This is a genomic window from Variovorax sp. GW822-FHT04A09, from assembly GCF_058801005.1.
This window is the reverse complement of record NZ_JBXAMV010000002.1, coordinates 183,147-203,557: the sequence shown is the minus strand read 5'-3', so window position 1 is coordinate 203,557 and position 20,411 is coordinate 183,147. Positions and strand designations below refer to the sequence as shown.

The 20,411-nt window shown below is 70.4% G+C and carries 16 protein-coding genes; 4 read left to right on the top strand and 12 right to left on the bottom strand.

The annotated features are described in order from the left end of the window. Positions 1–132: 132 nt before the first annotated feature. On the top strand, positions 133–600 hold the full coding sequence (locus AC1RLW_RS12015; RefSeq protein ID WP_493193183.1) for a helix-turn-helix transcriptional regulator: 468 nt from the start codon (positions 133–135) through the stop codon (positions 598–600). Between the two features lie 24 nt (positions 601–624). On the opposite strand, the gene AC1RLW_RS12010 is transcribed toward AC1RLW_RS12015, so the two are convergent. The 11 genes from AC1RLW_RS12010 to AC1RLW_RS11960 all read right to left on the bottom strand — a co-directional run bounded on the left by AC1RLW_RS12010 (position 625) and on the right by AC1RLW_RS11960 (position 13,873). Next, on the bottom strand, positions 625–1,281 hold the full coding sequence (locus tag AC1RLW_RS12010) for an energy transducer TonB (protein ID WP_070062086.1): 657 nt from the start codon (positions 1,279–1,281) through the stop codon (positions 625–627). Beyond that, positions 1,278–1,715 (bottom strand): ExbD/TolR family protein, encoded by a 438-nt coding sequence (locus AC1RLW_RS12005; protein ID WP_095948762.1) that lies wholly within the window; start codon positions 1,713–1,715, stop codon positions 1,278–1,280. Before AC1RLW_RS12005 ends, AC1RLW_RS12010 begins: the two co-directional genes overlap by 4 nt. A gap of 28 nt (positions 1,716–1,743) precedes the next feature. Further along, a complete protein-coding gene (locus tag AC1RLW_RS12000) occupies positions 1,744–2,172 on the bottom strand; it encodes an ExbD/TolR family protein (protein WP_493193182.1) in 429 nt (142 codons plus the stop codon). Positions 2,173–2,203: 31 nt separating this feature from the next. After that, positions 2,204–3,070, bottom strand: coding sequence for a MotA/TolQ/ExbB proton channel family protein (locus tag AC1RLW_RS11995; RefSeq protein ID WP_493193181.1), 867 nt, complete (start codon positions 3,068–3,070; stop codon positions 2,204–2,206). A gap of 30 nt (positions 3,071–3,100) precedes the next feature. Then, a complete protein-coding gene (locus AC1RLW_RS11990; RefSeq protein WP_493193180.1) occupies positions 3,101–4,264 on the bottom strand; it encodes an alanine racemase in 1,164 nt (387 codons plus the stop codon). Beyond that, a complete protein-coding gene (locus AC1RLW_RS11985; RefSeq protein ID WP_493193179.1) occupies positions 4,261–6,627 on the bottom strand; it encodes an alpha/beta fold hydrolase in 2,367 nt (788 codons plus the stop codon). Before AC1RLW_RS11985 ends, AC1RLW_RS11990 begins: the two co-directional genes overlap by 4 nt. Further along, entirely contained in the window at positions 6,624–8,297 is a 1,674-nt protein-coding gene (locus AC1RLW_RS11980; protein WP_493193178.1) for a serine hydrolase domain-containing protein, read from the bottom strand. Before AC1RLW_RS11980 ends, AC1RLW_RS11985 begins: the two co-directional genes overlap by 4 nt. A gap of 51 nt (positions 8,298–8,348) precedes the next feature. Next, positions 8,349–9,740, bottom strand: coding sequence for an MFS transporter (locus AC1RLW_RS11975; protein WP_095948768.1), 1,392 nt, complete (start codon positions 9,738–9,740; stop codon positions 8,349–8,351). A 1-nt stretch (position 9,741) separates the two neighbouring features. Further along, a complete protein-coding gene (locus AC1RLW_RS11970) occupies positions 9,742–12,234 on the bottom strand; it encodes a TonB-dependent receptor (protein WP_493193177.1) in 2,493 nt (830 codons plus the stop codon). Positions 12,235–12,305: 71 nt separating this feature from the next. After that, complete coding sequence (locus AC1RLW_RS11965; protein ID WP_447746770.1) at positions 12,306–13,304, bottom strand: FecR family protein; 999 nt, start codon at positions 13,302–13,304, stop codon at positions 12,306–12,308. Continuing rightward, positions 13,301–13,873: an RNA polymerase sigma factor gene (locus AC1RLW_RS11960; RefSeq protein WP_223301388.1), complete on the bottom strand. Its 573-nt coding sequence runs from the start codon at positions 13,871–13,873 to the stop codon at positions 13,301–13,303. Before AC1RLW_RS11960 ends, AC1RLW_RS11965 begins: the two co-directional genes overlap by 4 nt. A gap of 313 nt (positions 13,874–14,186) precedes the next feature. Between AC1RLW_RS11960 and AC1RLW_RS11955 the strand changes: the two genes are divergently transcribed. The 3 genes from AC1RLW_RS11955 (at position 14,187) to AC1RLW_RS11945 (ending at position 19,397) form a co-directional block, all read left to right on the top strand. Beyond that, the gene (locus AC1RLW_RS11955) at positions 14,187–14,534 is read left to right on the top strand and encodes an STN domain-containing protein (protein WP_493193176.1); all 348 of its coding nucleotides are present in this window, start codon (positions 14,187–14,189) and stop codon (positions 14,532–14,534) included. 194 nt (positions 14,535–14,728) lie between these two features. Further along, positions 14,729–17,452 carry a sensor domain-containing diguanylate cyclase gene (locus AC1RLW_RS11950; protein WP_095746604.1) on the top strand — a complete coding sequence of 908 codons (2,724 nt, stop codon included), beginning with the start codon at positions 14,729–14,731 and terminating at the stop codon, positions 17,450–17,452. Positions 17,453–17,498: 46 nt separating this feature from the next. Beyond that, a complete protein-coding gene (locus AC1RLW_RS11945; protein ID WP_095746605.1) occupies positions 17,499–19,397 on the top strand; it encodes a GspE/PulE family protein in 1,899 nt (632 codons plus the stop codon). A 32-nt stretch (positions 19,398–19,429) separates the two neighbouring features. On the opposite strand, the gene AC1RLW_RS11940 is transcribed toward AC1RLW_RS11945, so the two are convergent. Then, a complete protein-coding gene (locus AC1RLW_RS11940) occupies positions 19,430–20,119 on the bottom strand; it encodes an EAL domain-containing protein (protein ID WP_062477265.1) in 690 nt (229 codons plus the stop codon). Between the last annotated feature and the right edge of the window lie 292 nt (positions 20,120–20,411).

The following is a 20,411-nucleotide window of genomic DNA, read 5'->3' as shown; positions in this document are numbered from 1 at the left end:
CGTCGACAAGCGACTGGCGCGCCCGCTGCCTGCCTATACTGAATTCGAGGCAAAGGGCCTGCGAGCATCCTGTCTCTCGATGCGTGCGGGCGCCATACGCAGCAATGCGTATGCACCGTGAAAGGGCATGCCATGACGCACCTGTCGCGCAACGATTGGGCGAGCGCACTTCGCCTGCTGGACAAACTGGAGTCCGGCCATGTGCCCGTGCGGCATCGCAGCGCCGACGCGCATCCCACGCGCACCACCCGCCGCATCGCCAAGGCGCCGGGCCGGCGCGAATTGCGCCGCGCCGCCCAGCAGGCCGACTACTGCCGGCGCGTGGGGCTGGAGCATGCGATGGCGGTGGCCTTCCTGTACCGGCTGGCCTGCCGCGCCCCGATGCCGTTGCCGGATGCGCAGCCTGCCGGCCTCACGCCGCGCGAGGGCGATGTCATGCACTGGCTCTCGCAAGGCAAGACCGACGCCGAAATCGCCGCCCTGCTGACGATCAGCCCCCGCACCGTGCACAAGCACCTGGAGCATGTCTACGTGAAGCTGGGCGTGGAGACGCGCACGGCCGCCGTGATGCGCGCGCTCGCCATGGGCCGATCTGTCTGAAGAAGACAGATCGGCTCCTTCCCCCTACTCGATGCGGAAGACGAACTCCTGCGTCGCCAGCACCTCGGCATCGCCCGTGGTCTGGCATTCGTAGCGCATCACCGCGGCGCGCACGGCCGAGTGGTACACGCGCGGCCCCGACAGGAAGCGCACTTCCTGCACATGGCCGCCCTTGATGCGCACCTCGGCCTTGACCACGCCGCCGATGCCTTCGTCCATCGCCTTGCGCGGCATCTCGGGCTTGACCTGCCGCGGGCAGGCCACCGCGATGTCGGTGGTGGTCGCCTTCGGCGGGGCCGGCGGCGCGGGGGGCGCCGGCGGTGCGGCCGGCGGCGGCGGCACGGGCTCGGTGTTCTGCACGGCGGTGATCGCGGGCGCCGACGTGGCCGGCGGTGTCACGGCCGGCGGCGGCACGTAGGCCGGGCGCGGCGGCGGCGGGGCCTTGGGCGTTTCCTGGCGCACGATCTTCTTCGGCGGCGGGGGCGGCGGGGGTGGAGGCGGCGGCGGCTTGATCTCGCTAATGATGGTCGCGTCCATCGGCTTCTTGATCAGCTCGACCGTCTGGCGCGCGAGCCCCGACACGAGCGCGTAGCCCACGCCGACGTGGAACAGCACCATCACGGCGATGCCCACGGGCCCGAAGCGTGATTTCGGGTTGAAGTCCTTGCGGGAGCGCTTCATGGGATGAACTGCTCCGCGCCCACGATGCCCAGCTTGCTCACGCCCGTGCGCTGCGCCGAGGCCATCACGCCGGCCACCACCTCGTACTTCGCGCGGCGGTCGGGCCGCAGGTGCACCTCGGGCTGCACCGCCTGCGCGGCGACCTGCTCGAAGCGCCGTTCCATCTCGCTGCGGTCGGCCAGCGGTTCGCCGTTCCACTGCACGACGCTGAGCGCGTCGATGTCGATGCGCAGCACCTCGGGCTTGAGTTCGCTGGGCGGCGGGTTGCCCGTGGGCATGTTCAGGTTCACCGAATGCAGCTGGATCGGGATGGTGATGATCAGCATGATCAGCAGCACCAGCATCACGTCGATGAGCGGCGTGGTGTTGATGTCCATCATCGGCTCGTCGGAAGGCGTGCTGCTGCGCCGCCCCTGCTTCTGTTTTCTTGGCATGGCTTGCTTGTCTCGCTGTCTGCTCGTCTCAGTTGCGCGCGGGCGGCTCGGTGATGAAGCCCACCTTGGCGATCCCGGCCGCCTGGCAGGCGTAGATGATCCGGCCCACCGGCTCGTAGTCGGAATGCCAGTCGCCGCGGATGTGCACCTCGGGCTGCGGGCTCAGGGCCGCCACCTTGGTGAGCCGCGCCACCAGCGCGGGCGTGCCCTGCACCGGCGTGTCGTACCAGTAGGTGCGGCCGGCGGCGTCCACCGAGATCACGACGGTCTCGGGCTTGCTCTCGCGCACCTCGTTGCGCTCCTTCGGCACCGCGACGGGCACCGAGTAATTGACCACCGGGATGGTGATGAGGAAGATGATCAGCAGCACCAGCATCACGTCGACCAGCGGCGTGGTGTTGATGGCCGCGATGGCCTGTTCCTCGTCTCCCCCGGAGGCCGGGATGTTCATCGCCATGGCGCGATCCGCTTGCGTGCGTGCGCGCGCGTCAGGCCGCGGCGCTGCCGGCCAGGATCACGGAGTGCAGCTCGCCACTGAACTCGCGCACGTCGTCCATCACGGTGATGTTGCGGCGCAGGAGCCAGTTGTAGCCCAGCACCGCGGGCACGGCCACGGCCAGGCCGATGGCGGTCATGATGAGCGCCTCGCCCACCGGGCCGGCCACCTTGTCGATCGAGGCCTGGCCCGCCACGCCGATGGCGGTGAGCGCGTGGTAGATGCCCCAGACGGTGCCGAACAGGCCGACGAAGGGCGCGGTCGAGCCCACGGTGGCCAGCAGCGACATGCCGTTGCCCAGGCGCCGCTGCACGCGCTCGGTGGCGCGGTGGATGCACAGGTCGACGAAGTCGGCGAAGTCGACCTTGCCGCGCAGGCCGTCGTGCTTCTGCGTGGCCTGCATGCCGGCGTCGGCGATGAAGCGGAACGGGCTGCCCTCGGCCAGCCGCGCGGTGCCGGCCTGCACGGTGCCCGCGTTCCAGAACTCGTTGTCGACCGCGCGGGCCTGGCGGCCCATGCGCATCTGCTCGAGCAGCTTGGTGACGATCACGTACCAGCTGCCCATCGACATGATCGCCAGGATGGCGAGCACGGCCTTGGCGACGGCATCGCTCTGCGACCAGAGCGCGCCCACGCCGTAGGGGTTGTCGACCTTGGCCGTGGCGGCCGGCGCGGCAACCGGGGCTGCGGGTTTTTCGGGCACCGCCACGGGCGCCGGCGCGGCAGCAGCCGCGCTGGCTGCGGCCTGCGGTGCGGCCGGCGTCTGGGCGCCTGCGAGTTGCGGCGCGCTGCCCAGGCCGAGGGCCAGAACAAAGGGCGCGGCCACGGCCGTCAGCCGTGCAAGGAATGTCTTCGTCATCGTTGTCTTCTCCAGAAAAATTGATTGGCTTCAGGCGCCGGCCTGCCAGCCGTGCGCCTTGTCCCAGACCGCCTGCACGCCGCTGCCCGCGCCGTCCACCACGTGGTAGCGGTCGTAGGGCGCGGCCGTCATGCAGGCGTGGTGCGGCAGCACGCGCACGCGGGCGCCCAGGGGCAGCGCGCGGAACATGGCCTGTGCGTCGTCATCGCCTTCGCAGGCGATCAGCCCGTGCTCCTGGTGCAGCTCGGCCACGCACAGGCCGGGCAGCGGCACCGTGCCGTCGGCCCGGCACACCAGCCCGAAGCCCAGGCCGGCGCGGAACTCGGCCGCCGACTGGTCTTTCGACAGCGCGAGCGCGCCGGCGTCGATCAGCACGCGGCGCGAGCGCGGGTTGTGGCCGATCACCGTGGCCAGCACCGACAGCGCGATCTCGTCCACGCCGCAGATGCCGCGCGCCGCCTGGTCCAGGTCGAAGAAGGTGTAGACGCCGGGGCGCATCTCGGTGACGCCCTCGAGCGTCTGCGCGCACACGGCCGTGGGCGTGGAGCCCACGCTCACCACCTCGACCGGGATGCCGACCGCGCGCAGCCGCTCGGCCGCATGCACGGCGCCGGCGCGCTCGGCCTCGGCGATGGCGCGGATCGCCGTGCCGCCCTGCACGTGGTAGCTGTGGCCCGCATGCGTGAGCACGCCGGCCAGCGCCAGCGATTCGCTGCGCTGCACCTCGCGCGCGAGCGACAGCAGGCCGTCGTCGCGCGGACCGACGCCGCCGCGGCCGCCACCCGTGTCGATCTCCAGCAGCACACGGAAGCTCGCGCCCAACGCCCGCGCGCGGGTGCCGGCCGCCTGCACGGCCTCGACCGAATCGGCCAGCAGCGTCACGCGCGCGCCGTGCGCGCGCTGGATGTCGTGCAGCGCCTCGATCTTGTTCGCGTCGATGCCGACGGCGTAGGTCAGGTCGGTGAAGCCGTGGCGCGCGAAGTAGGCGGCCTCGGCCACGGTCGACACCGTGAGCCCACCGGCCTGCCCGCGCGTGGCGCGCCGCGCCACCTCCGCCGACTTGGCGGTCTTCAGGTGCGGACGCAGCGCCACGCCGTGGCGCGCCGCGCGCTGCGCCATCGCCTCGCAGTTGCGTTCGAGCACGCCGACGTCGAGCAGCAGCGCGGGCGTGGTGAGTTCGGCCAGGGGCGTCATCGGCCGGTTCCGGAGGCGATCTGCGCCATCACGCCGTCGATTTCCTCGGCCACGCGCTGCACCAGCGGCGGCAGCAGCACCAGCGTCATGTGCGCGGCGCCTTCGATGCACGCCAGGCGACGTTGCGTCGACAGCGTCGCATGCGCTTCCTGGAACTCGGGCCAGCGCTGCTGCACCGCGGCAATGGCCGGGTCGGCGCCGGCCGGCAGCGGCTGCTGCCTGGCCCACAGCACGGCCAGCGGACGCGAGCCGAAGTCGGGCGACGCGGCCGCCTGGCGCGCGACGTGCGGCAGGCCGCGCACCTCGGCCACCATGGTGTCGAGCGCTTCGGGCGTGTAGGTCGCCTTCATCTGCCGCAGCACCTGCGGCATGTCGGCGAACAGGGCCTCGATGGGCGCCTGCTCCGGCGGCGGCGGGCCGCCGGCCTGGAAGTCCGCGCGCTTGACGCGCTCGGCCGCGAACTGCGATTCGGGCGGGTGCTCGTACATCGCGAACTGGTCGGGGTGGCTGGCGTCGAGCATCACCACGCCGGCCACCTGCTGCGGGTACAGGCCCGCGTAGATGCGGTTCAGCAGGCCGCCGAGCGAATGGCCGACGAGCACGATCGGGCCCGTCACGCCGGCGGCTGCGAGCAGCGCGTGCAGGCGGTGCGCGGTGCGCTCGCCGTCGAAGGGCGCGTCGTCGGCTTCGCTCCAACCCATGCCGGCGCGGTCGTAGCTGATCACCGGGTGCTTCGCCGCCAGCGCCTGCTGCAGGCGCGCGTAGGTCGGCGAGGCACAGCCGCCGCCGGCTTCGATCACGAGCGTGGGCTGCATCGGGCTGGCGGGCACGGGACCGCTGCGCTGCAGATGCATCGCGCGGCCGTCGATGGTGTAGAGCTCGCCGGGCGCGGCCATGTGGTACGGGCGACCGGGCTGTTCCACGCGCGGCCAGTAGTCCAGGTCGCGCACGCGGTACGGCAGGTTGGCGAAGTCGGTGCTCAGCGAGGCCGGCGTCGACACGTACAGCACCGACTTGGCGAGGGGCCCGAACTCCGCGTGGAAGTGCTGCGCCGACTTCACGATGACCAGCTTCTTGCCCGCCAGGTCGATGCCCAGGCCCGTAAAGAGATCGGCGCCGATGACCTGGTTGCGCTTGCTGATGAGCACGATGTCCACGCCGTCGGCCGCCTGCACCCACACGCACGGGCCCATGGGCGTGCGCACGCCCGAGAGGCCGCCCTGCGAATGCGCCTCCACCACGTTCATCACGGTCACGTGCAGGTCGATCGGGTCGCCCGAGGCCGGGCCGCACTTGCCGCCCAGGCGCAGCTCGAAGCTCGCGCCCACGCCCGCGTCGCGGCACAGCTGCACCGCGCCCAGGTCCCACACGCCGCCGAAGGCCACGTCGCCGATGCCGCGCTCGACCACGGCGCGCAGCATGAAGGTGCTGTCGCTGGTGGCGCCGCCGCCGGGGTTGTCGGCGGTGTCGGCAATGACCACGGGGCCGCCCTGCACGGCCATGGCTTTGGCCAGCGTCTCCTCGATCGAGAGCGAGGGCACGCCGGTCTCGTGGCGCAGGTCCCAGAAGCCGCGGCCGAGTTCTTCGGCGAGCTTCGCGGCCAGCGCGGGGTCGTTGTCGGTCACTACCCACAGCTTGGCGCCCGACTCGGGCACGTCGGCCCAGGGGAAGCCATGGCCCAGCGACACCGAGAGCACGCCCGGCAGCTTCTCGGCGTCCTGCATGCGGCGCACGAAACCGGCCATCGGTTCGCGCGTGGTGTGCCACTTGCCGACCATGCGGCAGTCGTGCACGGCCGTCACGGGCTTCACGCGGCCCTGCGCGGTGTCGACCACGATGCGGATCAGCTCGGTCAGGCGCTCGAAGGCGTCGGTGTGCGGATATTCCTTGTAGCAAATGATCGCGTCGGCCGTGTTCACCATCTTCTGCGTGAAGTGGCAGTGCAGGTCGAGCGACACGCCGATGGGCACGTTCGGCCCGACGATCTCGCGCACGCGCGAGATCACGTCGCCTTCGCAGTCGTCGTAGCCGTCGGCCACCATCGCGCCGTGCAGCACGAGGATCACACCGTCGACCGGGCCGGCCTTGCGCAGGTCGTCCAGGATCTCGTCGCGCAGGCGCTCGTACACGCTGCGCACGGTGCGCCCCAGCGGCTGCGCGAAGGCCAGCAGGCTCTCGACGGTTTCATGGCCTTCGGCGGCCAGCTGCCGGCGCACTTCCACCGCGTACAGGCCGTAGCCGGTGGCGTCGCGCGTGCTGGCGTCGCCGCGGAAGATGCCGTATTCCTCGTAGCTGCCCAGGCCGGTGGGGGCCGAGACGAAGGTGTTGGTTTCGGTGGCGAACAGGGTGGTGAAGAACTTCATGCGCGGGGCTCCTGGCGGGCAAGGTGGATGTTTCGCGAGCGCGTGGTGGCGAACAGCAGTCCCACGACCCGGCCGCCCTTGCGCTCCACGTTGAGAACCGATTTGCCCAGCTGGGACAGCACCGGGTCGACCGAGGCGAGCGTCGCCACGTCGGCCGACAGCGGCGTCAGCACGCACGCGTGCTGGCCGTGGCGGCCCTGCACCGTGAGCTGCAACCTGCCGTCCACCAGCACCATCCGCGCGGTGGCGTCGAGGTCGGGGCTGGTGTAGTCGCCGCACAGTTCGTCGGCAAGCGACGCGGCATCGGGCGCGGTCTCGGGCAGGCGCTCGAAGCGGCGCGGCTGGCCGCCTTCGTGCAGCACGAAGGCATCGGGTGCGCGTTGCGGGTCGATGTCGGCGGTGTCGATCACGAGGTCGTTCGTCGGCAGGTCCTGCAGGCCCAGCCACAGCTTGCCGTCGCCCTGGTTCAGAGGCCTGGCCTCGCCGGCCTGCCACGACAGCGCCAGCTTGCCGGCCACGTCCGCAAAGCCCAGCAGGCCGCCGGTGGAGGGGGCGTGGTAGCGCTGGCCGGGCAGCGCGGGGAAGGCGCTGGCCAGCGGGCGCACCTCGGGCGGCGCGAGCGCGTCGCCCAGCAGCAGCTCGATCACCTTGAGGGCCAACGCCGACGGCGACACGGGCGCCCCGTTCACCATGGCGATGATGTCCAGCCCGTGGCTGGGCACGCTGATCATCTGCGACTGCGCGCCGAGCACGGCGCCCGCGTGGTGGACGATCTCGACGCCGCGGTACGGGTGGCGCGCGAGGCCGAAGCCGTAGTTCACCTGGGAGCCCGACGACAGCGTGGTGGGCGCCGACAGCAGCGCCCAGCTCTTCGCGCTGCCCACGATCTTCTCGCTGCCGTGCATGTGGGCGAGCCAGCGCAGCATGTCGTCCGCCGTCGACACCAGCGAGCCGCCGCCGTCGAGTTCGCACGGGTACAGGCCGCGGCGCCAGCCGCCGCCGGGCGCGGGCATGTACAGGCCGGCCATGCCGGGGACCACGTCCAGGTCGGTCACCACCGACGAGGTGTCGGCCATGCCCAGCGGGTCGAACAGGCGCGCCTTCAGGAAGTCGTTGAAGCTGCGGCCGCTCACGCGCTCGACGATCTTCGCCAGCAGGAAGTAGCCGCCGTTGCTGTAGACCATGTGCGTGCCGGGCTCGAAGTTCAGCTCGCTCTGGCGCGCCATGGCCGGCAGGCCCGGGCCGGGCAGCGTGAACGTGAGGCCGTGCGCAATGGCCCACAGCTCGTCGTGGCCGCGCCAGCCGCTGGTGTGCGTGAGCAGGTGGCGCAGCGTGGGGCCGTTGGCGCTCAGTTGCGGCAGCTCGGGCAGGTATTTCTGCACCGGGTCTTCCACGTCGAGCAGGCCGTCTTCGGCCAGCAGCAGCACGGCCATGGCGGTGAAGTGCTTGCTGGTGGAGGCGATGCGCATGCGCGTGGTCGGCGTGAGCGCCACGCCCATCTCCAGGCTGGCCATGCCGACGGCGCGGCGGTACAGCAGGCGGCCATGCTGCGCGACGGCCAGCACCAGGCCAGGCGCGTCGCTGCGGTTCAGGGGCGCCACCAGCGCGTCGATGGCGGCCAGCGCGGAGGCGGTGTCGGGAAGAGAGGCTGAAGGGTGTGGTTGTGACATGGAGGAACAACGAACGATGAAAGGGGGGAGCGGAATCTCGACGAAGCCGGCTCAGTTCGGCTTCGCCTCGCGCATCAGGCGAACGAACGGGCCTTCGGCGGCGCGCAGCACCATGGCGCCCAGGCTGCCGCCGACCAGCGTGGTCACGACGATGGACACCGCCAGCCCGTTGGGCATCGACTTGAGGGCGTCCGACAACATGCCGACCACCAGCGGCCCCACCACGCCGAAGGGCAGGCTGGCCAGCGTGAGCATGGCGATGGTGCGGGCGCGCAGGTGCGGCGGCGCCGCGTCCTGCAGCACGTTGGGCAGCAGCACCGCGCTGCCGATGAGCGGCACCACCAGCAGGCCCAGCAGCGCGAAGTTGTGGTTGGCCGAACTCGTGAACAGCAGCAGCGTCGACATCAGCGCCGCCGAGAGATTGCCCAGCATGATCAGGCGCAGCGCCGCGGCCGGCCCCATGCGCGGCTGCACGTAGCGCATCGACAGCACGCCCAGCAGGCCGCCGGCCACCGTGCCGCACAGGAAGGCCAGGCCCATGCCCTGCCCCATCTGCACCGGCGTGACGCCGTAGGTGCGCGCCGTGAGGATCGGCAGCCAGGTGCCCAGCGAGCTCAGGCCCACGCTGGTCAGGCCCACGCCGACCACCAGGCCCGCGAAGGTGCGCCAGTGCAGGCGCAGGTGCTGGCGCAGGGTCGTGGCGCCCGGTGCGTCGGCGGCCGGTGCACCCGGCGTTGCTTTGACTTCCTGTACGCCGCCGCGCGGCGTGCGCCGGATCGACAGCACCAGCAGCGTCACCGGAATGCCGGCGCTGGCCAGCACGAAGAAGGTCAGGCGCCAGGCTTCGAGCTGCTGCATCGCGACCGGCAGCCAGGGCCGCAGGTCGTCGGTGAGGTGCACGATGGTGCCGCCCAGCAGCGCGCCCAGCGCACTGCCGAAGATGGCCGACAGCGCGAACACCGCATTCGCCAGCACCCGCTGCGCCCGCGGGAACAGGTCGGGGATCATGCTGTTGGTGATGGGCGTGAGGCCCGCCTCGCCCACGCCCAGGCCGACGGAGGCGACGAACAGCACGCCGTAGTCCATGGCCGTGCCGCGCATGGCCGTGGCGGCGCTCCACAGCACCACGCAGGCCGCGAGCACCACGCGCCGGTCGTAGCGGTCGCTGAGCCAGCCCAGAGGCAAGGTGGCGATGCCGGTGAACAGCACGATGCCCGCGCCCTGCAGCAGCCCGAGCTGCGTGTCGGAGAGCGACAGCGTCTGGCGGATCGGCTCCGTCAGCAGCGTGAGGATGACCTTGTCGATCGAGCCCAGCACCGTCGCGATGATGAGCACCGCCAGCGCATACCAGGCGCTGGTGGGCGCCTTGCGGGTCGTTTCCAGGGCCGCAGGGGCGGCCGCATCCAGCGGCATCGGTGCCGCGAACGGTGGGAGGCCCGACATGTCAGAACGGAACGTTGACGTTCACGCCGATGGTGCGCGCGGGCACGAGCGCCGCGGTCACCAGGTTCGGGTTCGCGTTGAGTCCGGTTTCGATCGACACGATGCCGCGCTTGTTCGTCAGGTTGCGCACGTAGGCCGAGACGCTGAAGCGCTTGAAGTCGATGCCCGCCTGCAGGTCGACCAGCGTGTAGGCCGGCATGTTGATGCTCGGAATGGCCGTGCTGCCGCGGTAGCCCGCATCGCGCTTGCCGGTGTAGCGCGCGCTGATGCCGACGTAGGCCGGGTGGTCGGCGAGGCTGAAGTTGCGCGTCACGCCCAGCGTGGCGGCAAAGCGCGGCGTGTGCGGCAGGCGCGCGCCGGCCTTGGCGCCCAGGCCCTTGGCATCCTCGGTCAGGCGCGCATCGACGGCCGCGGCATTGGCGGTGAAGCGCCATTCCTTGCTGGGCTTCCAGTTGAGCGTGATCTCGCTGCCCTTGATGCGGGCCGCGCCCGCGTTGGTGACGAACACGAAGGCGCCGCTGCGCGTGGGCTGCTGCACGCCGGTCCACTCGATGTCGTACAGCGCCGCCTCCAGCGACAGCGTGCGGTCCAGCAGGTCGGCCTTGTAGCCCAGCTCGTAGCTCCACAGCGAGTCGGAGTTGTACATCGGCTGCACCACGTTGCGGTCGGTGTCGGCCTTGAGCACGTTGGGACCGCCGGGGCGGTAGCCGCTGGCCGCGCGGAAGTACATGGTGCTCGTGTCCGACAGCGTGTACTTGGCCGCAGCCAGGTAGGTGGTCGGGCTTTCCGACGAGGTGCCGGCGGCACTGGCGGCGACCGACCCGACGAGCTGGCCGGTCTGGCGGCTGGCGTACTTCTGGTTGTTGCGCGCCAGGCGCACGCCGCCGGTGAGCGAGAACCTGGGCGTCACGTTCCAGGTGACGTCGCCGTAGGCCGCCTCTTCGCGGTAGCGCGAGGACTGCGTCGACGTCAGCAGGCCGAGGCTGCGGCCCCCGATCAGGTTGGCGTCCATGACGCCGTTGTTGCTGCCGCGCTCACGGTTCAGGTACAGGCCCGCCAGCCACTCGATGGTGGTGCCCGAGCGCGAGGTCAGGCGGAACTCCTGGCTGATGCGGTGCTGCTCCACGGCGCTGTTCACCGGCACCGAGGCCACCGGCAGGCGCAGCGCGCTCAGCATCGGCCCGTAGCGGCCGGTGACGTCGACGGTGTTGTTGATCTTCACGTCCTGCGCGGAGGTGATCGAGTTCAGGCGGGCCCAGCCGAAGTCGTATTCCACGTCCAACCCGAACAGCTGCGTGAGGTTGCTGTACGACTCGTTGGCCGACAGCTGGCGCGTGCGCTCCCGCGTCCAGGGGCGCAGCGTGCGCTGGTCCATGTCCTCGAAGCCCAGGCCCTTGCGATGCACGTCCTGCACGGTGCCCGTGAGGCGCACCGTGAGTTCGCGCGTGGGTGTGAGCAGCAGCGAGACGCGGCCGCCATCGGTGTGGCCGCGGTCGATGTTGCGCCCGCGCGCCAGGCCCGTGGCGTCGTAGCTGCCGCCGAACTGGTCGGTGAAGGCAGCGAAGCGCACGGCCGCCACGTCTTCCTTGAGCGGCACGTTGAGCACCGCGCCGGTCGTGAAGCCCGGGCCGCCGCCCTGCGTCCACGAGGTGCCCAGCTTCACCGAGCCCGCGAACTCCATGGTGTCGGGCTGGTTGGTCACGTACTTGAGCACGCCGCTCATGGCGCCGGCGCCGTACAGCGTGCCCTGCGGGCCGCGCAGCACCTCGATGTGGCTCAGGTCGAGCATGCCCATGTCCAGCGGCGTGTTACCGCCGCTCGCGCCGGCCGAGCTCATGCCGGTGGCCACGTCGTCCACGTACACGCCCACGGTCGCGATGCCCTGCACCGGGCCGGTGGTCAGCCCGCGCATGGTGAGCGTGCCGCCGACGCTGCCGCTGCTGGTGAGGTTCACGCCCGGCTGCTCGGCCACGTAGTCGGCCAGGTTCTTGGCGCCCGCGCGCTCCAGCGCCTGGGCCTTCATCACGTTGACCTGCATCGGGATCTCGCGCACCGGCTCGCGGCGGCGCGTGGCGGTGATGGTGACGCTGTCGAGCGACTGCGGCGCCTCGTCGGCCTGCGGCTTGGCTGCGGCGGCCGTGTAGATCACGATGGCGCCGTCGTCACCGCGGCGCGTCTGCAGCGGCGTGCCTTCGAGCAGCCGCGCCAGCGCGTCCTGCGGCGAGAGCGCGCCCTTCACGCCGCGCGTGGCCACGCCCTTCACGTCGTCGACCTTGTAGAGCAGCTGCACGCCACCCTGCGCGATGTAGGCGTCGAGCGCGGTCTTGAGATCGCCGCCGCTCACGTCGAAGCCCTGCGGCGGGGTCTGCGTCTGCGCGTGCGCGGCCATGCCGCTGGCCAGCGCCCACGCGCCGCCGATGACCCACGGGCGCAGTGCGCCGTACGTTCGCTTCTTCTGGGGCGGCAGGCCGGTGCGGGGCGCGGTGCGATTCATTGTGTGTGTCTCCAGCGTGGTTATTTGTTTGGGTACCCACTGAGACGAATGCCCCGTCACATTCCGGTAATTTACGGATTCGAAATTCTGATTTCGTTGCCGCTCTCATGCGCGGCAAGGCCGAAGCCCTGCTTCAGAAGCCCCACGAAGCCGCTCATGTTGTTCGCATCGAAGCTGCCGCCGATGCGCACCTGCGCGATGACCGGGTCGGCGATCACCAGCTTGCGCAGGTTGTAGCGGTTGAACTGCGCAGCCGCGTCGCCCAGCGTGGTCTGGTCGAACACGAGCTTGCCTTCGCGCCAGCTGAGTTCGTCGTCGACCTGCTTGGGTGCCTTCGACATCACGAGCACGTTGTCGGCATGCGTGACCGCCGCCTGGTTGCGCGTGAGCACGGTGGGCTCGGCGCTTCGGGCATCGGGCTTGGCCGCGGCGATCTGTACGCGCCCTTCCTCCACCGTCACGTTCACCTGCTCGCCCTGGCGCCGCACGAGAAAGCGCGTGCCCAGCACGGTGATGCGGCGGTCGCCGGCGATCACGACGAAGGGATGGTTCTTGTCGTGCGCGATGTCGAAGTAGGCCTCGCCCGCGTCCAGCCACACCTTGCGCCCGCTGTCGTTCACGGCCGTGCGCACCTGCGTGGCGGTGTTCAGCGTGAGCTTCGAGCCGTCGGACAGCGCGACCGACTGGCGCGCACCCACGGCCGTGGCGTAGTGCTGGCCGCGTTCTTCCTGCGTGTACTGCCAGCCGAGCCAGGCGGTGCCCGCGGCGGCCACGAGCACGCCGGCGGCGATGCGTTGCAGCGAGAAGCGCGACAGGCGTTGAGGCGGACGCGCCGTCTGCGGCTGTGGTGCAGGCGTCGGCGCGGGGATCGGGATCGCCGGCGTGCGCAGCGCGCCCAGCCGGTCGCCGCGCTCCCACGCGCTGGACAGCCGCAGCCACGCCACGCGGTGGGCGATGGAGGCGGCGATCCAGGCGTCCAGCTGCTGCTGGTCGGTGTCGGTCCAGTCGCCGCTGTCGCGGCGGGCCAGCCAGTCGGCGGCCAACGATTCGATGCGCTGCGATTCGCTCATGGTGAGAGCCTCCGCTCGTTCTGCGCTCGCCCGAAGGCCTTGGTGTCCAGCTGCACGCCGCCCGACAGCAGGGCGTCGGCCAGGGCGCGCACGCCGCGCGAGACCTGGCGCTCGACCGTGTCCTCGGTGATGCCCAGCTGCGTGGCGACCTCGCGCTGCGAGAGCCCGTCGATCTTGCGCATCTCGACCACGCGGCGGCACTTGGAGGGCAGCGCGTCGAGCGCCGTCTGCAGCAGCCGCAGCTCGCCGCGGCCGGCGGCATGGCGTTCGGGCGTGAGCTCGTCGGCGGAGAAATCGAGCGCGTCGAGGTCGGCAATGATCTCGATGGACACGATCTGCGCGCGCCGGGCGCGGTCGATCAGCAGGTTGCGCGCGGTGGCAAAAACGAAAGGCTTGACCTGGTCGGGCATGGATCTGGAGGCGGACTCGTAAATGCGCACGTAGACGTCCTGCCGCAGGTCGGGCACTTCGGCGTCGTCGCGCCAGTTGCGGCGAAGGAAGCGCGTGAGCGCGGCTTCCATCGGCAGCACCTCGCTGACGAACCAGGCATCCAAGTCACTGAGAACCACGAAGCGCTCCTGGAAATTGAAGGGCCGACACACAAAGCGGCAGGTCGCCGGGATTGGCGACAGACAGTGAGACGAACGGCCCGAAGATTTCCGGTAACGCGCGAAGGCCCGCCGGCGAAATTTCCTTGAATTCCCATGCCCGGCGGCGGACCCGGAAATTCTAGAAGGCCGGGCCCGAGGGCTTTTCCCCCTTGCCCCGTTACCGGAAAGTGCGCTCGAACTCGTCTCACCGGGGGCAGAAGAAAAACCAATTCGCGGAAAACAGACCGACATGATTCGAATCCGGAGGCAGCCCCCCACCTTCCTTGCCCTCTTGCTCACCCGCCCCCGCCTTGCCCTCGTGGCCGCCGCCGGCCTGCTGGCGACGGGGCTGGCCCTCGCCCACGCGCGGGAGTTCGACGTGAAGGGCGGCGAGCTGCGGCCCGCGCTCGACGCCTACATCGCGCAGTCGGGCGTGCAGCTCATCTACAAGATGGAAGACGTCAAGGACCTCTCGACCCGGGGCATCAGGGGAAAGATCGCCGCCGACGCGGCGCTGGAGCGCCTGCTCGACGGCACGCGCCTGCGCGTGCGGCGCGGGCAGGACGGCGCGATGGTGCTCATCGCGCCGGCCCGCTCGCCCGCGGCCGCCCGATCGGAGCCGCCGCCGCGCGTCGAGTAATACGATTGGTTTCTCTCGCGCACCTGCGCAACAGTCCGGCCCCCGGGAACCCCGCGAGATGCACCGCAATGGCGCGCATTTCTCGCACTTTCTGACACACTAGCTGCGCAACGCGCGAAGGGTGTGTGCCGTGCCCCCATGGCCGGCCCGGCCGGTGGTCCCCGCCGCTTCGCTGCACCGCCTGCACGACGCCCATGAAACTCTTCGCGACCGCGAAACGCCGCATCAGCCTGAACACGCGCCTCAGCGTCGGCGTTGCGGCCGTCGTGCTGGCCACCACCTTCATCATCGCCACGGTGGCGCTGCACCTGGTCAAGAGCCGCATGCAGGCCTCGATCGCCAACGAGGAGTTCGCGCGGCTGTCGGCCATCGCGAGCGCGGTAGAGCAGAAGTTCGCCAGCCGGCGCATCCTGCTGAAGACGATCGCCGAGAGCGTGGGCTCGCACGGCATCACGAACGCCGCGCCGCTGCAGGCCTTTCTGGAAAAGCACCAGTCCCTGCGGGCGGCGTTCGACAACGTCGCCTTCCTGGACACGGATGGCGAGCTGGTCGCCAACCTGAACGGCGCGCGACAGATCGGCAAGGTGAACGTGAAGGACCGCGCGTACTTCAAGGACACGGTCGCCGCGCGCACGGGCGTGATCTCCGAGCCTTACCGCAACCGGCTCAACGGCCTGGCGCAGGTCGCCATCACCGAGCCGGTGCTCGATGCGGCCGGCCGGGTGCTGTTCGTGATCTCGGGCTCCATCAACCTGAAGGACCGCAACATCCTGGGCGAGCTGGCCGACGTGCGCTTCGGCCAGACGGGCTACGTGTTCATCACCACCGCCGACGGCATCGTGATCGACCACCCGCTGGCCGACCGCGTGCTCAAGCAGGCCAACATGGCCATGGCCGACGACGCGCCCGACCTGGACCGCGCGATCGGCGGCTTCGAAGGCACCATCGAAGGCGTGAACCATGCGGGCGTGCCCGGCCTGTACGCCTTCAAGCGCATCCGCCAGGCCGACTGGATCATGGGCTCGATGTACCCGCGTCACGAGGCCTTTGCCCGCATCGAAGCCATCGAGCGCACCGCGTGGATCGGCGCCATCGTGCTGGCGCTGCTGGCCGGCGCGCTGGCGCTGGCCGTGGTGCGCCAGCAGCTGCGCCCGCTCACCGGGCTGCACCGCCACATGCTCGACGCCCACGCGGCGCCCGCGCAGGCGGCCGTGGCGCGCACCTACCCGGACGACGAGATCGGCGACCTCTCGCGCACCTTCGACCGGCTCATGCAGCAGCACCAGGCCAGCGAGAAGTTCCTGCGCGACATCACCGACAACCTGCCGGCCATGATCTCGCACGCCGACGCGCAGGGCCGCTACACCTTCGTGAATGCGCGGCTGTGCGAGGAGCTGGGCTACAGCGCCGAGGAGCTGGTGGGCCAGCCCGTGCAGAGCATGAGCGGCCTGCACGACGACCCGACGCTCGAGCACAACCTGCGGCGCGTGCTGGCCGGCGAGGCCGTGTCCTTCGAGCGGCGCGGCGCCGCGCACCGCGACGAGGAAGAGCACTTCTTCCAGACCGACTTCATCCCCGAGCTCGACGCGCAGGGGCGGGTCTGCGGCTACTACGCGATGACCTTCGACATCACGCAGCGCAAGCACATCGAGCTCGAGCTGGCGCACAGCGAGGCGCAGATCCGCACCATCGCCGACAACATTCCCGCGCTGGTCTCGCACGTCGACGCCGCGCTGTACTACACCTTCGTCAATGCCAAGGTGCGCACGCTGCACCACGGCCAGCCGCTGGTGGGCCAGTGGATGCCGGCCGTGCGGGGCGCGGCCGATTTTGCGGTGGTGCGGCCCCACATGGAGCGCGCGCTGGCGGGCGAGACGGTGATCGTCGAGAAGGCCGGCGACGCGGCGCTGGGCATCGGCGACCGCACCTTCAAGGCCCACTACATCCCCGACCAGGACGCCGAGGGCATGGTGCACGGCGTGTTCGCGATGACCTTCGACATCACCGACGAAGTGAACATCCGCCGCGCCCTCACGCAGCAGGAAAAGCGCCTGCGCGACGTGACCGACAACATCCCCGCGCTGGTCGCCTACTTCGACCGCGACGAGAACTGCCTGTACGGCAACAGCCGCGCGCGGCGCATGGCGGGCCTGGACGAGCGCGCGCCGCTGGACGGCGTGACGCTGCGCTCGGCCGTGGGCGAGGCGGTGTACGTGCAGCACACGCCCCACCTGCCCACGGTGCTCGCCGGCAGGGCGACGCAGTACCCGGTGCAGGTGCCGATCGATGACCGGGAGGCGCACTTCCAGGTGAACCTGATTCCCGACAAGGACCTGGCGGGCCACACGGCGGGCTTCTACCTCATGACCTTCAACGTCACGGCGCTGAAGGAGGCCGAGCGCAAGCTCATCGAGCTGGCGCGCATGGACGTGCTGACCGGCCTGCCGAACCGCCTGGCCTTCAACGAGCAGCTGCCCGCGGCGATGTCGCGCGTGCGCCGCGCCGAAGGCGGCATGGCGCTGATGTTCCTGGACATCGACCACTTCAAGGCCATCAACGACACGCTCGGCCACTCCACCGGCGACGGCGTGCTGGCCGAGTACGCGCGCCGCCTGCGCGCCAGCGTGCGCGAGACCGACACCGTGGTGCGCCTGGCCGGCGACGAGTTCGTGATCGTGCTGGAGAACGTGCACTCGCAGGACGCGGTGGCGGGCGTGGCGCACAAGATCGTCTCGCAGATCGCGGCGCCGGCGTTCCCCGTGGAAGGCCGGCGGCTGGACGTCACGACCAGCATCGGCATCGTGTTCGTCGAGACGGTCGATGCCACCGTCGGTGCCGGCGAACTGCTCGCGCGGGCGGACACGGCGCTCTACGCGGCCAAGTCGCAGGGCCGCAACCGTTTCGCGTTTTACCGTTAGCGTCGGCACACCCGCCGCACCCCCACAACCACCAGGAGATCGATCCATGGCAGCCACCGAAGTCGTCATGCCCGAACAGCTCGTGCAGGAGCTCGACCTGCAAAGCCGCATGCCGATCGCGCGCATCGGCCAGGCGCTGATGTCGCTGGGCATGATCACGCAGGCGCAACTCGACGCGGCGCTCCAGCAGCAGCAGCGCGAGCCCACGGTGCCGCTGGGCGAGACGCTGGTGCGCATGGGCGTCGTGAGCCGCGGCCAGCTGCAGACCGCGCTGGTGCGCAAGATGGGCTACCCGCTGGTGAACCTGCATGTGTTTCCAGCCGCGGCCGACGCGCTGCGCAAGGTGGGCCACGAAGCCGCGCGGCGCCTGCAGGTGATGCCGCTCATGCTGCACGGCGGGCGCCTGGTGGTGGCGCTCGACGACCCGGTCAACCGGCACGCGGTGATCGACGAGGTGGAGTTCATCGCGCAGACGAAGATCATTCCCGTGCTGGGCCAGTGCCTGGACCTGGACGGCGTGTTGCACAAGGCCTACGAGAAGGTCGGCCAGGTGGCGGCCGAGCGCCCGGTGATCGACATGAACGACCCGATGCGTCCGCTCGAGTTCGACATGACGGGCACCAGCACGCTGCTGAAGACGCTCGAGAAGGAAGAATCGGCCGCCGCGCCCGCGGCTGGCGAGCCGCCCGTGGAGCAGTCGGACAACTCGCTGGTGCGCATGATCAACAGCATGATCCTCGAAGCGCACCGCGAGGGCGCCTCCGACATCCACATCGAGAGCGACCCCGGGCAGGAAAAGACGCGCATCCGCTTTCGCCGCGACGGCCGGCTCTACACCTACCTGGAGCTGCCGCCCAGCTACCGCAACGCGGTGGTGGCGCGCGTGAAGATCATGTGCGACCTGGACATCAGCGAAAAGCGCAAGCCGCAGGACGGCAAGATCAACTTCTCGAAGTACTCGCCGCAGCACCGCATCGAGCTGCGCGTGGCCACCATCCCGACCAACAACGGCCTGGAAGACGTGGTGATGCGCATCCTGGCCTCGGCCAAGCCCATCGCGCTCGATGCGCTGGGCCTGTCCGAGCGCAACCTGGCGCAGTTTTCGCAGGCGGTCGACCGGCCCTACGGCATGGTGCTGTGCGTGGGCCCCACCGGCTCGGGCAAGACCACCACGCTGCACTCGGCGCTCATGCGCATCAACACGCCCGAGCGCAAGATCTGGACCGCCGAAGACCCGATCGAGATCACCCAGCCTGGCCTGCGCCAGGTGCAGGTCAACCCGCGCATCGACTGGACCTTTGCCAAGGCGCTGCGCGCCTTCGTGCGCGCCGACCCCGACGTGATCATGGTCGGCGAGATCCGCGACGCCGAGACCGCCAGGACCGCCATCGAGGCCTCGCTCACCGGTCACCTCGTGCTGTCGACGCTGCACACCAACAGCGCGCCCGAAACCGTGACGCGCCTGCTCGACATGGGCATGGACCCGTTCAACTTCGCCGACTCGCTGCTGGCCGTGCTGGCGCAGCGGCTGGTGCGCTGCCTGTGCCCGCAGTGCGTGCAAAGCCGCCCGGCCACGCGCGAGGCGGTCGAGGAACTGCTGGCCGATTACATGCATGCCTTCGGCGCGCAGGACACGCCGGCCGCGCGCGACGCCGTGCGCGCCGAGTGGGTGCAGCGCCACGGGCGCGACGGCCAGCTGCAGACCTACACGAGCACCGGCTGCAAGCACTGCAACGACACCGGCTTCCGGGGCCGCGTGGGCATCCACGAACTCATGGTGATGTCGAGGGAACTGCGCCGGCTGGTGCAGGGCGGCGCGCGCGCCGAGGAACTGCAGGACGCCGCGATGCGCGAGGGCATGCGCACGCTGCGTCAGGACGGCATCGAGAAGGTGCTGGCGGGCCGGACCACGCTCGAGGAAGTGCGCGCGACCAGCAACGTCTGACGCACAACGTCCGAGGTCAGGTCAGGGCAGGCTCAGGCGGCGGCGTCCCACGCCACCGCCGGCAGCGTGGCGATGGCCGGCCGCGCGAACAGGTAGCCCTGGAACAGTTCCACGCCGATCTCGCGCAAGGCGCGCACCTCTTCGGGCGCCTCCACGCCTTCGGCGATCACGCGGATGCGCAGCTCGTCGCAGGTGGCGACGAAGCCCCGCACGATGGTCAGCCGCACCGGGTCGGCATGGATGCCACGGATCAGGCTCAGGTCGATCTTCACCACGTCGGGCTGGAACGCGGCCAGCAGCTCGAAGCCCGCGTAGGCCGCGCCGAAATCGTCGATGGCCGAGGTGAAGCCGTGGCGCTTGAAGGCGCGGAAGGTGTCGGCCAGGCCGTGCAGGTCGCGCACGCGCTCGCCTTCGGTGATCTCGAACATCAGCTGGCGCACGGGGAACTTGCAGCGCTTGGCGGCGGCCATGGCGGTGCGGAAGCACTCGGCCTGCCCCGCGACGTCGTTGGGCATGACGTTGAGGCTCAGGCGCGACTTCATGCCCAGGCGCGAGGCGATCTCGATGGCCTTGACGCGGCAGGCTTCGTGGAAGGCGAAGCGGTCGACCGGATCGACGCGCCCCAGCACCTCGGCGGCGCCTTCGCCCGACAGGCCGCGCACCAGCGCCTCGTGCGCATAGATCTCGTGCCGGCCCAGGTCCACGATGGGCTGGAACGCCATGGTGAACCCCGAGGCGAGGCCAGCAGGCGCGGCATCAGCATGTATTTCGGCGATCACGTTGGATGGACCTCGCGGGCAAGGTTGCAATGGCGTTGGATGGCGACTCCCAAGAGCGTAAATGTAAACGGTTCTATACACCGCACGCACCACCCCCCTCCGACAAGAGGTCGCGCCCCATGAAGACATCCGACCTAGGCCCGGCCCGGGCTGTAGACCGAAATCACTCATGAGCCCTCCCGGCCTCGGAAAAATCTGTAGCAAGCTGTCGACGACAGGGCTGCGTCCTATGTCC

What these genes read in the sequence shown, in the direction of transcription:
- AC1RLW_RS12000 (WP_493193182.1), bottom strand. Translation starts at nt 2,172, where the DNA reads ATGGCGATGAACATCCCGGCCTCCGGGGGAGACGAGGAACAGGCCATC.
- AC1RLW_RS11940 (WP_062477265.1), bottom strand. Translation starts at nt 20,119, where the DNA reads ATGGCGTTCCAGCCCATCGTGGACCTGGGCCGGCACGAGATCTATGCG.
- AC1RLW_RS11970 (WP_493193177.1), bottom strand. Translation starts at nt 12,234, where the DNA reads ATGAATCGCACCGCGCCCCGCACCGGCCTGCCGCCCCAGAAGAAGCGA.
- AC1RLW_RS11985 (WP_493193179.1), bottom strand. Translation starts at nt 6,627, where the DNA reads ATGAAGTTCTTCACCACCCTGTTCGCCACCGAAACCAACACCTTCGTC.
- AC1RLW_RS11965 (WP_447746770.1), bottom strand. Translation starts at nt 13,304, where the DNA reads ATGAGCGAATCGCAGCGCATCGAATCGTTGGCCGCCGACTGGCTGGCC.
- AC1RLW_RS12005 (WP_095948762.1), bottom strand. Translation starts at nt 1,715, where the DNA reads ATGCCAAGAAAACAGAAGCAGGGGCGGCGCAGCAGCACGCCTTCCGAC.
- AC1RLW_RS11990 (WP_493193180.1), bottom strand. Translation starts at nt 4,264, where the DNA reads ATGACGCCCCTGGCCGAACTCACCACGCCCGCGCTGCTGCTCGACGTC.
- AC1RLW_RS11950 (WP_095746604.1), top strand. Translation starts at nt 14,729, where the DNA reads ATGAAACTCTTCGCGACCGCGAAACGCCGCATCAGCCTGAACACGCGC.
- AC1RLW_RS11975 (WP_095948768.1), bottom strand. Translation starts at nt 9,740, where the DNA reads ATGTCGGGCCTCCCACCGTTCGCGGCACCGATGCCGCTGGATGCGGCC.
- AC1RLW_RS11980 (WP_493193178.1), bottom strand. Translation starts at nt 8,297, where the DNA reads ATGTCACAACCACACCCTTCAGCCTCTCTTCCCGACACCGCCTCCGCG.
- AC1RLW_RS11945 (WP_095746605.1), top strand. Translation starts at nt 17,499, where the DNA reads ATGGCAGCCACCGAAGTCGTCATGCCCGAACAGCTCGTGCAGGAGCTC.
- AC1RLW_RS12015 (WP_493193183.1), top strand. Translation starts at nt 133, where the DNA reads ATGACGCACCTGTCGCGCAACGATTGGGCGAGCGCACTTCGCCTGCTG.
- AC1RLW_RS12010 (WP_070062086.1), bottom strand. Translation starts at nt 1,281, where the DNA reads ATGAAGCGCTCCCGCAAGGACTTCAACCCGAAATCACGCTTCGGGCCC.
- AC1RLW_RS11995 (WP_493193181.1), bottom strand. Translation starts at nt 3,070, where the DNA reads ATGACGAAGACATTCCTTGCACGGCTGACGGCCGTGGCCGCGCCCTTT.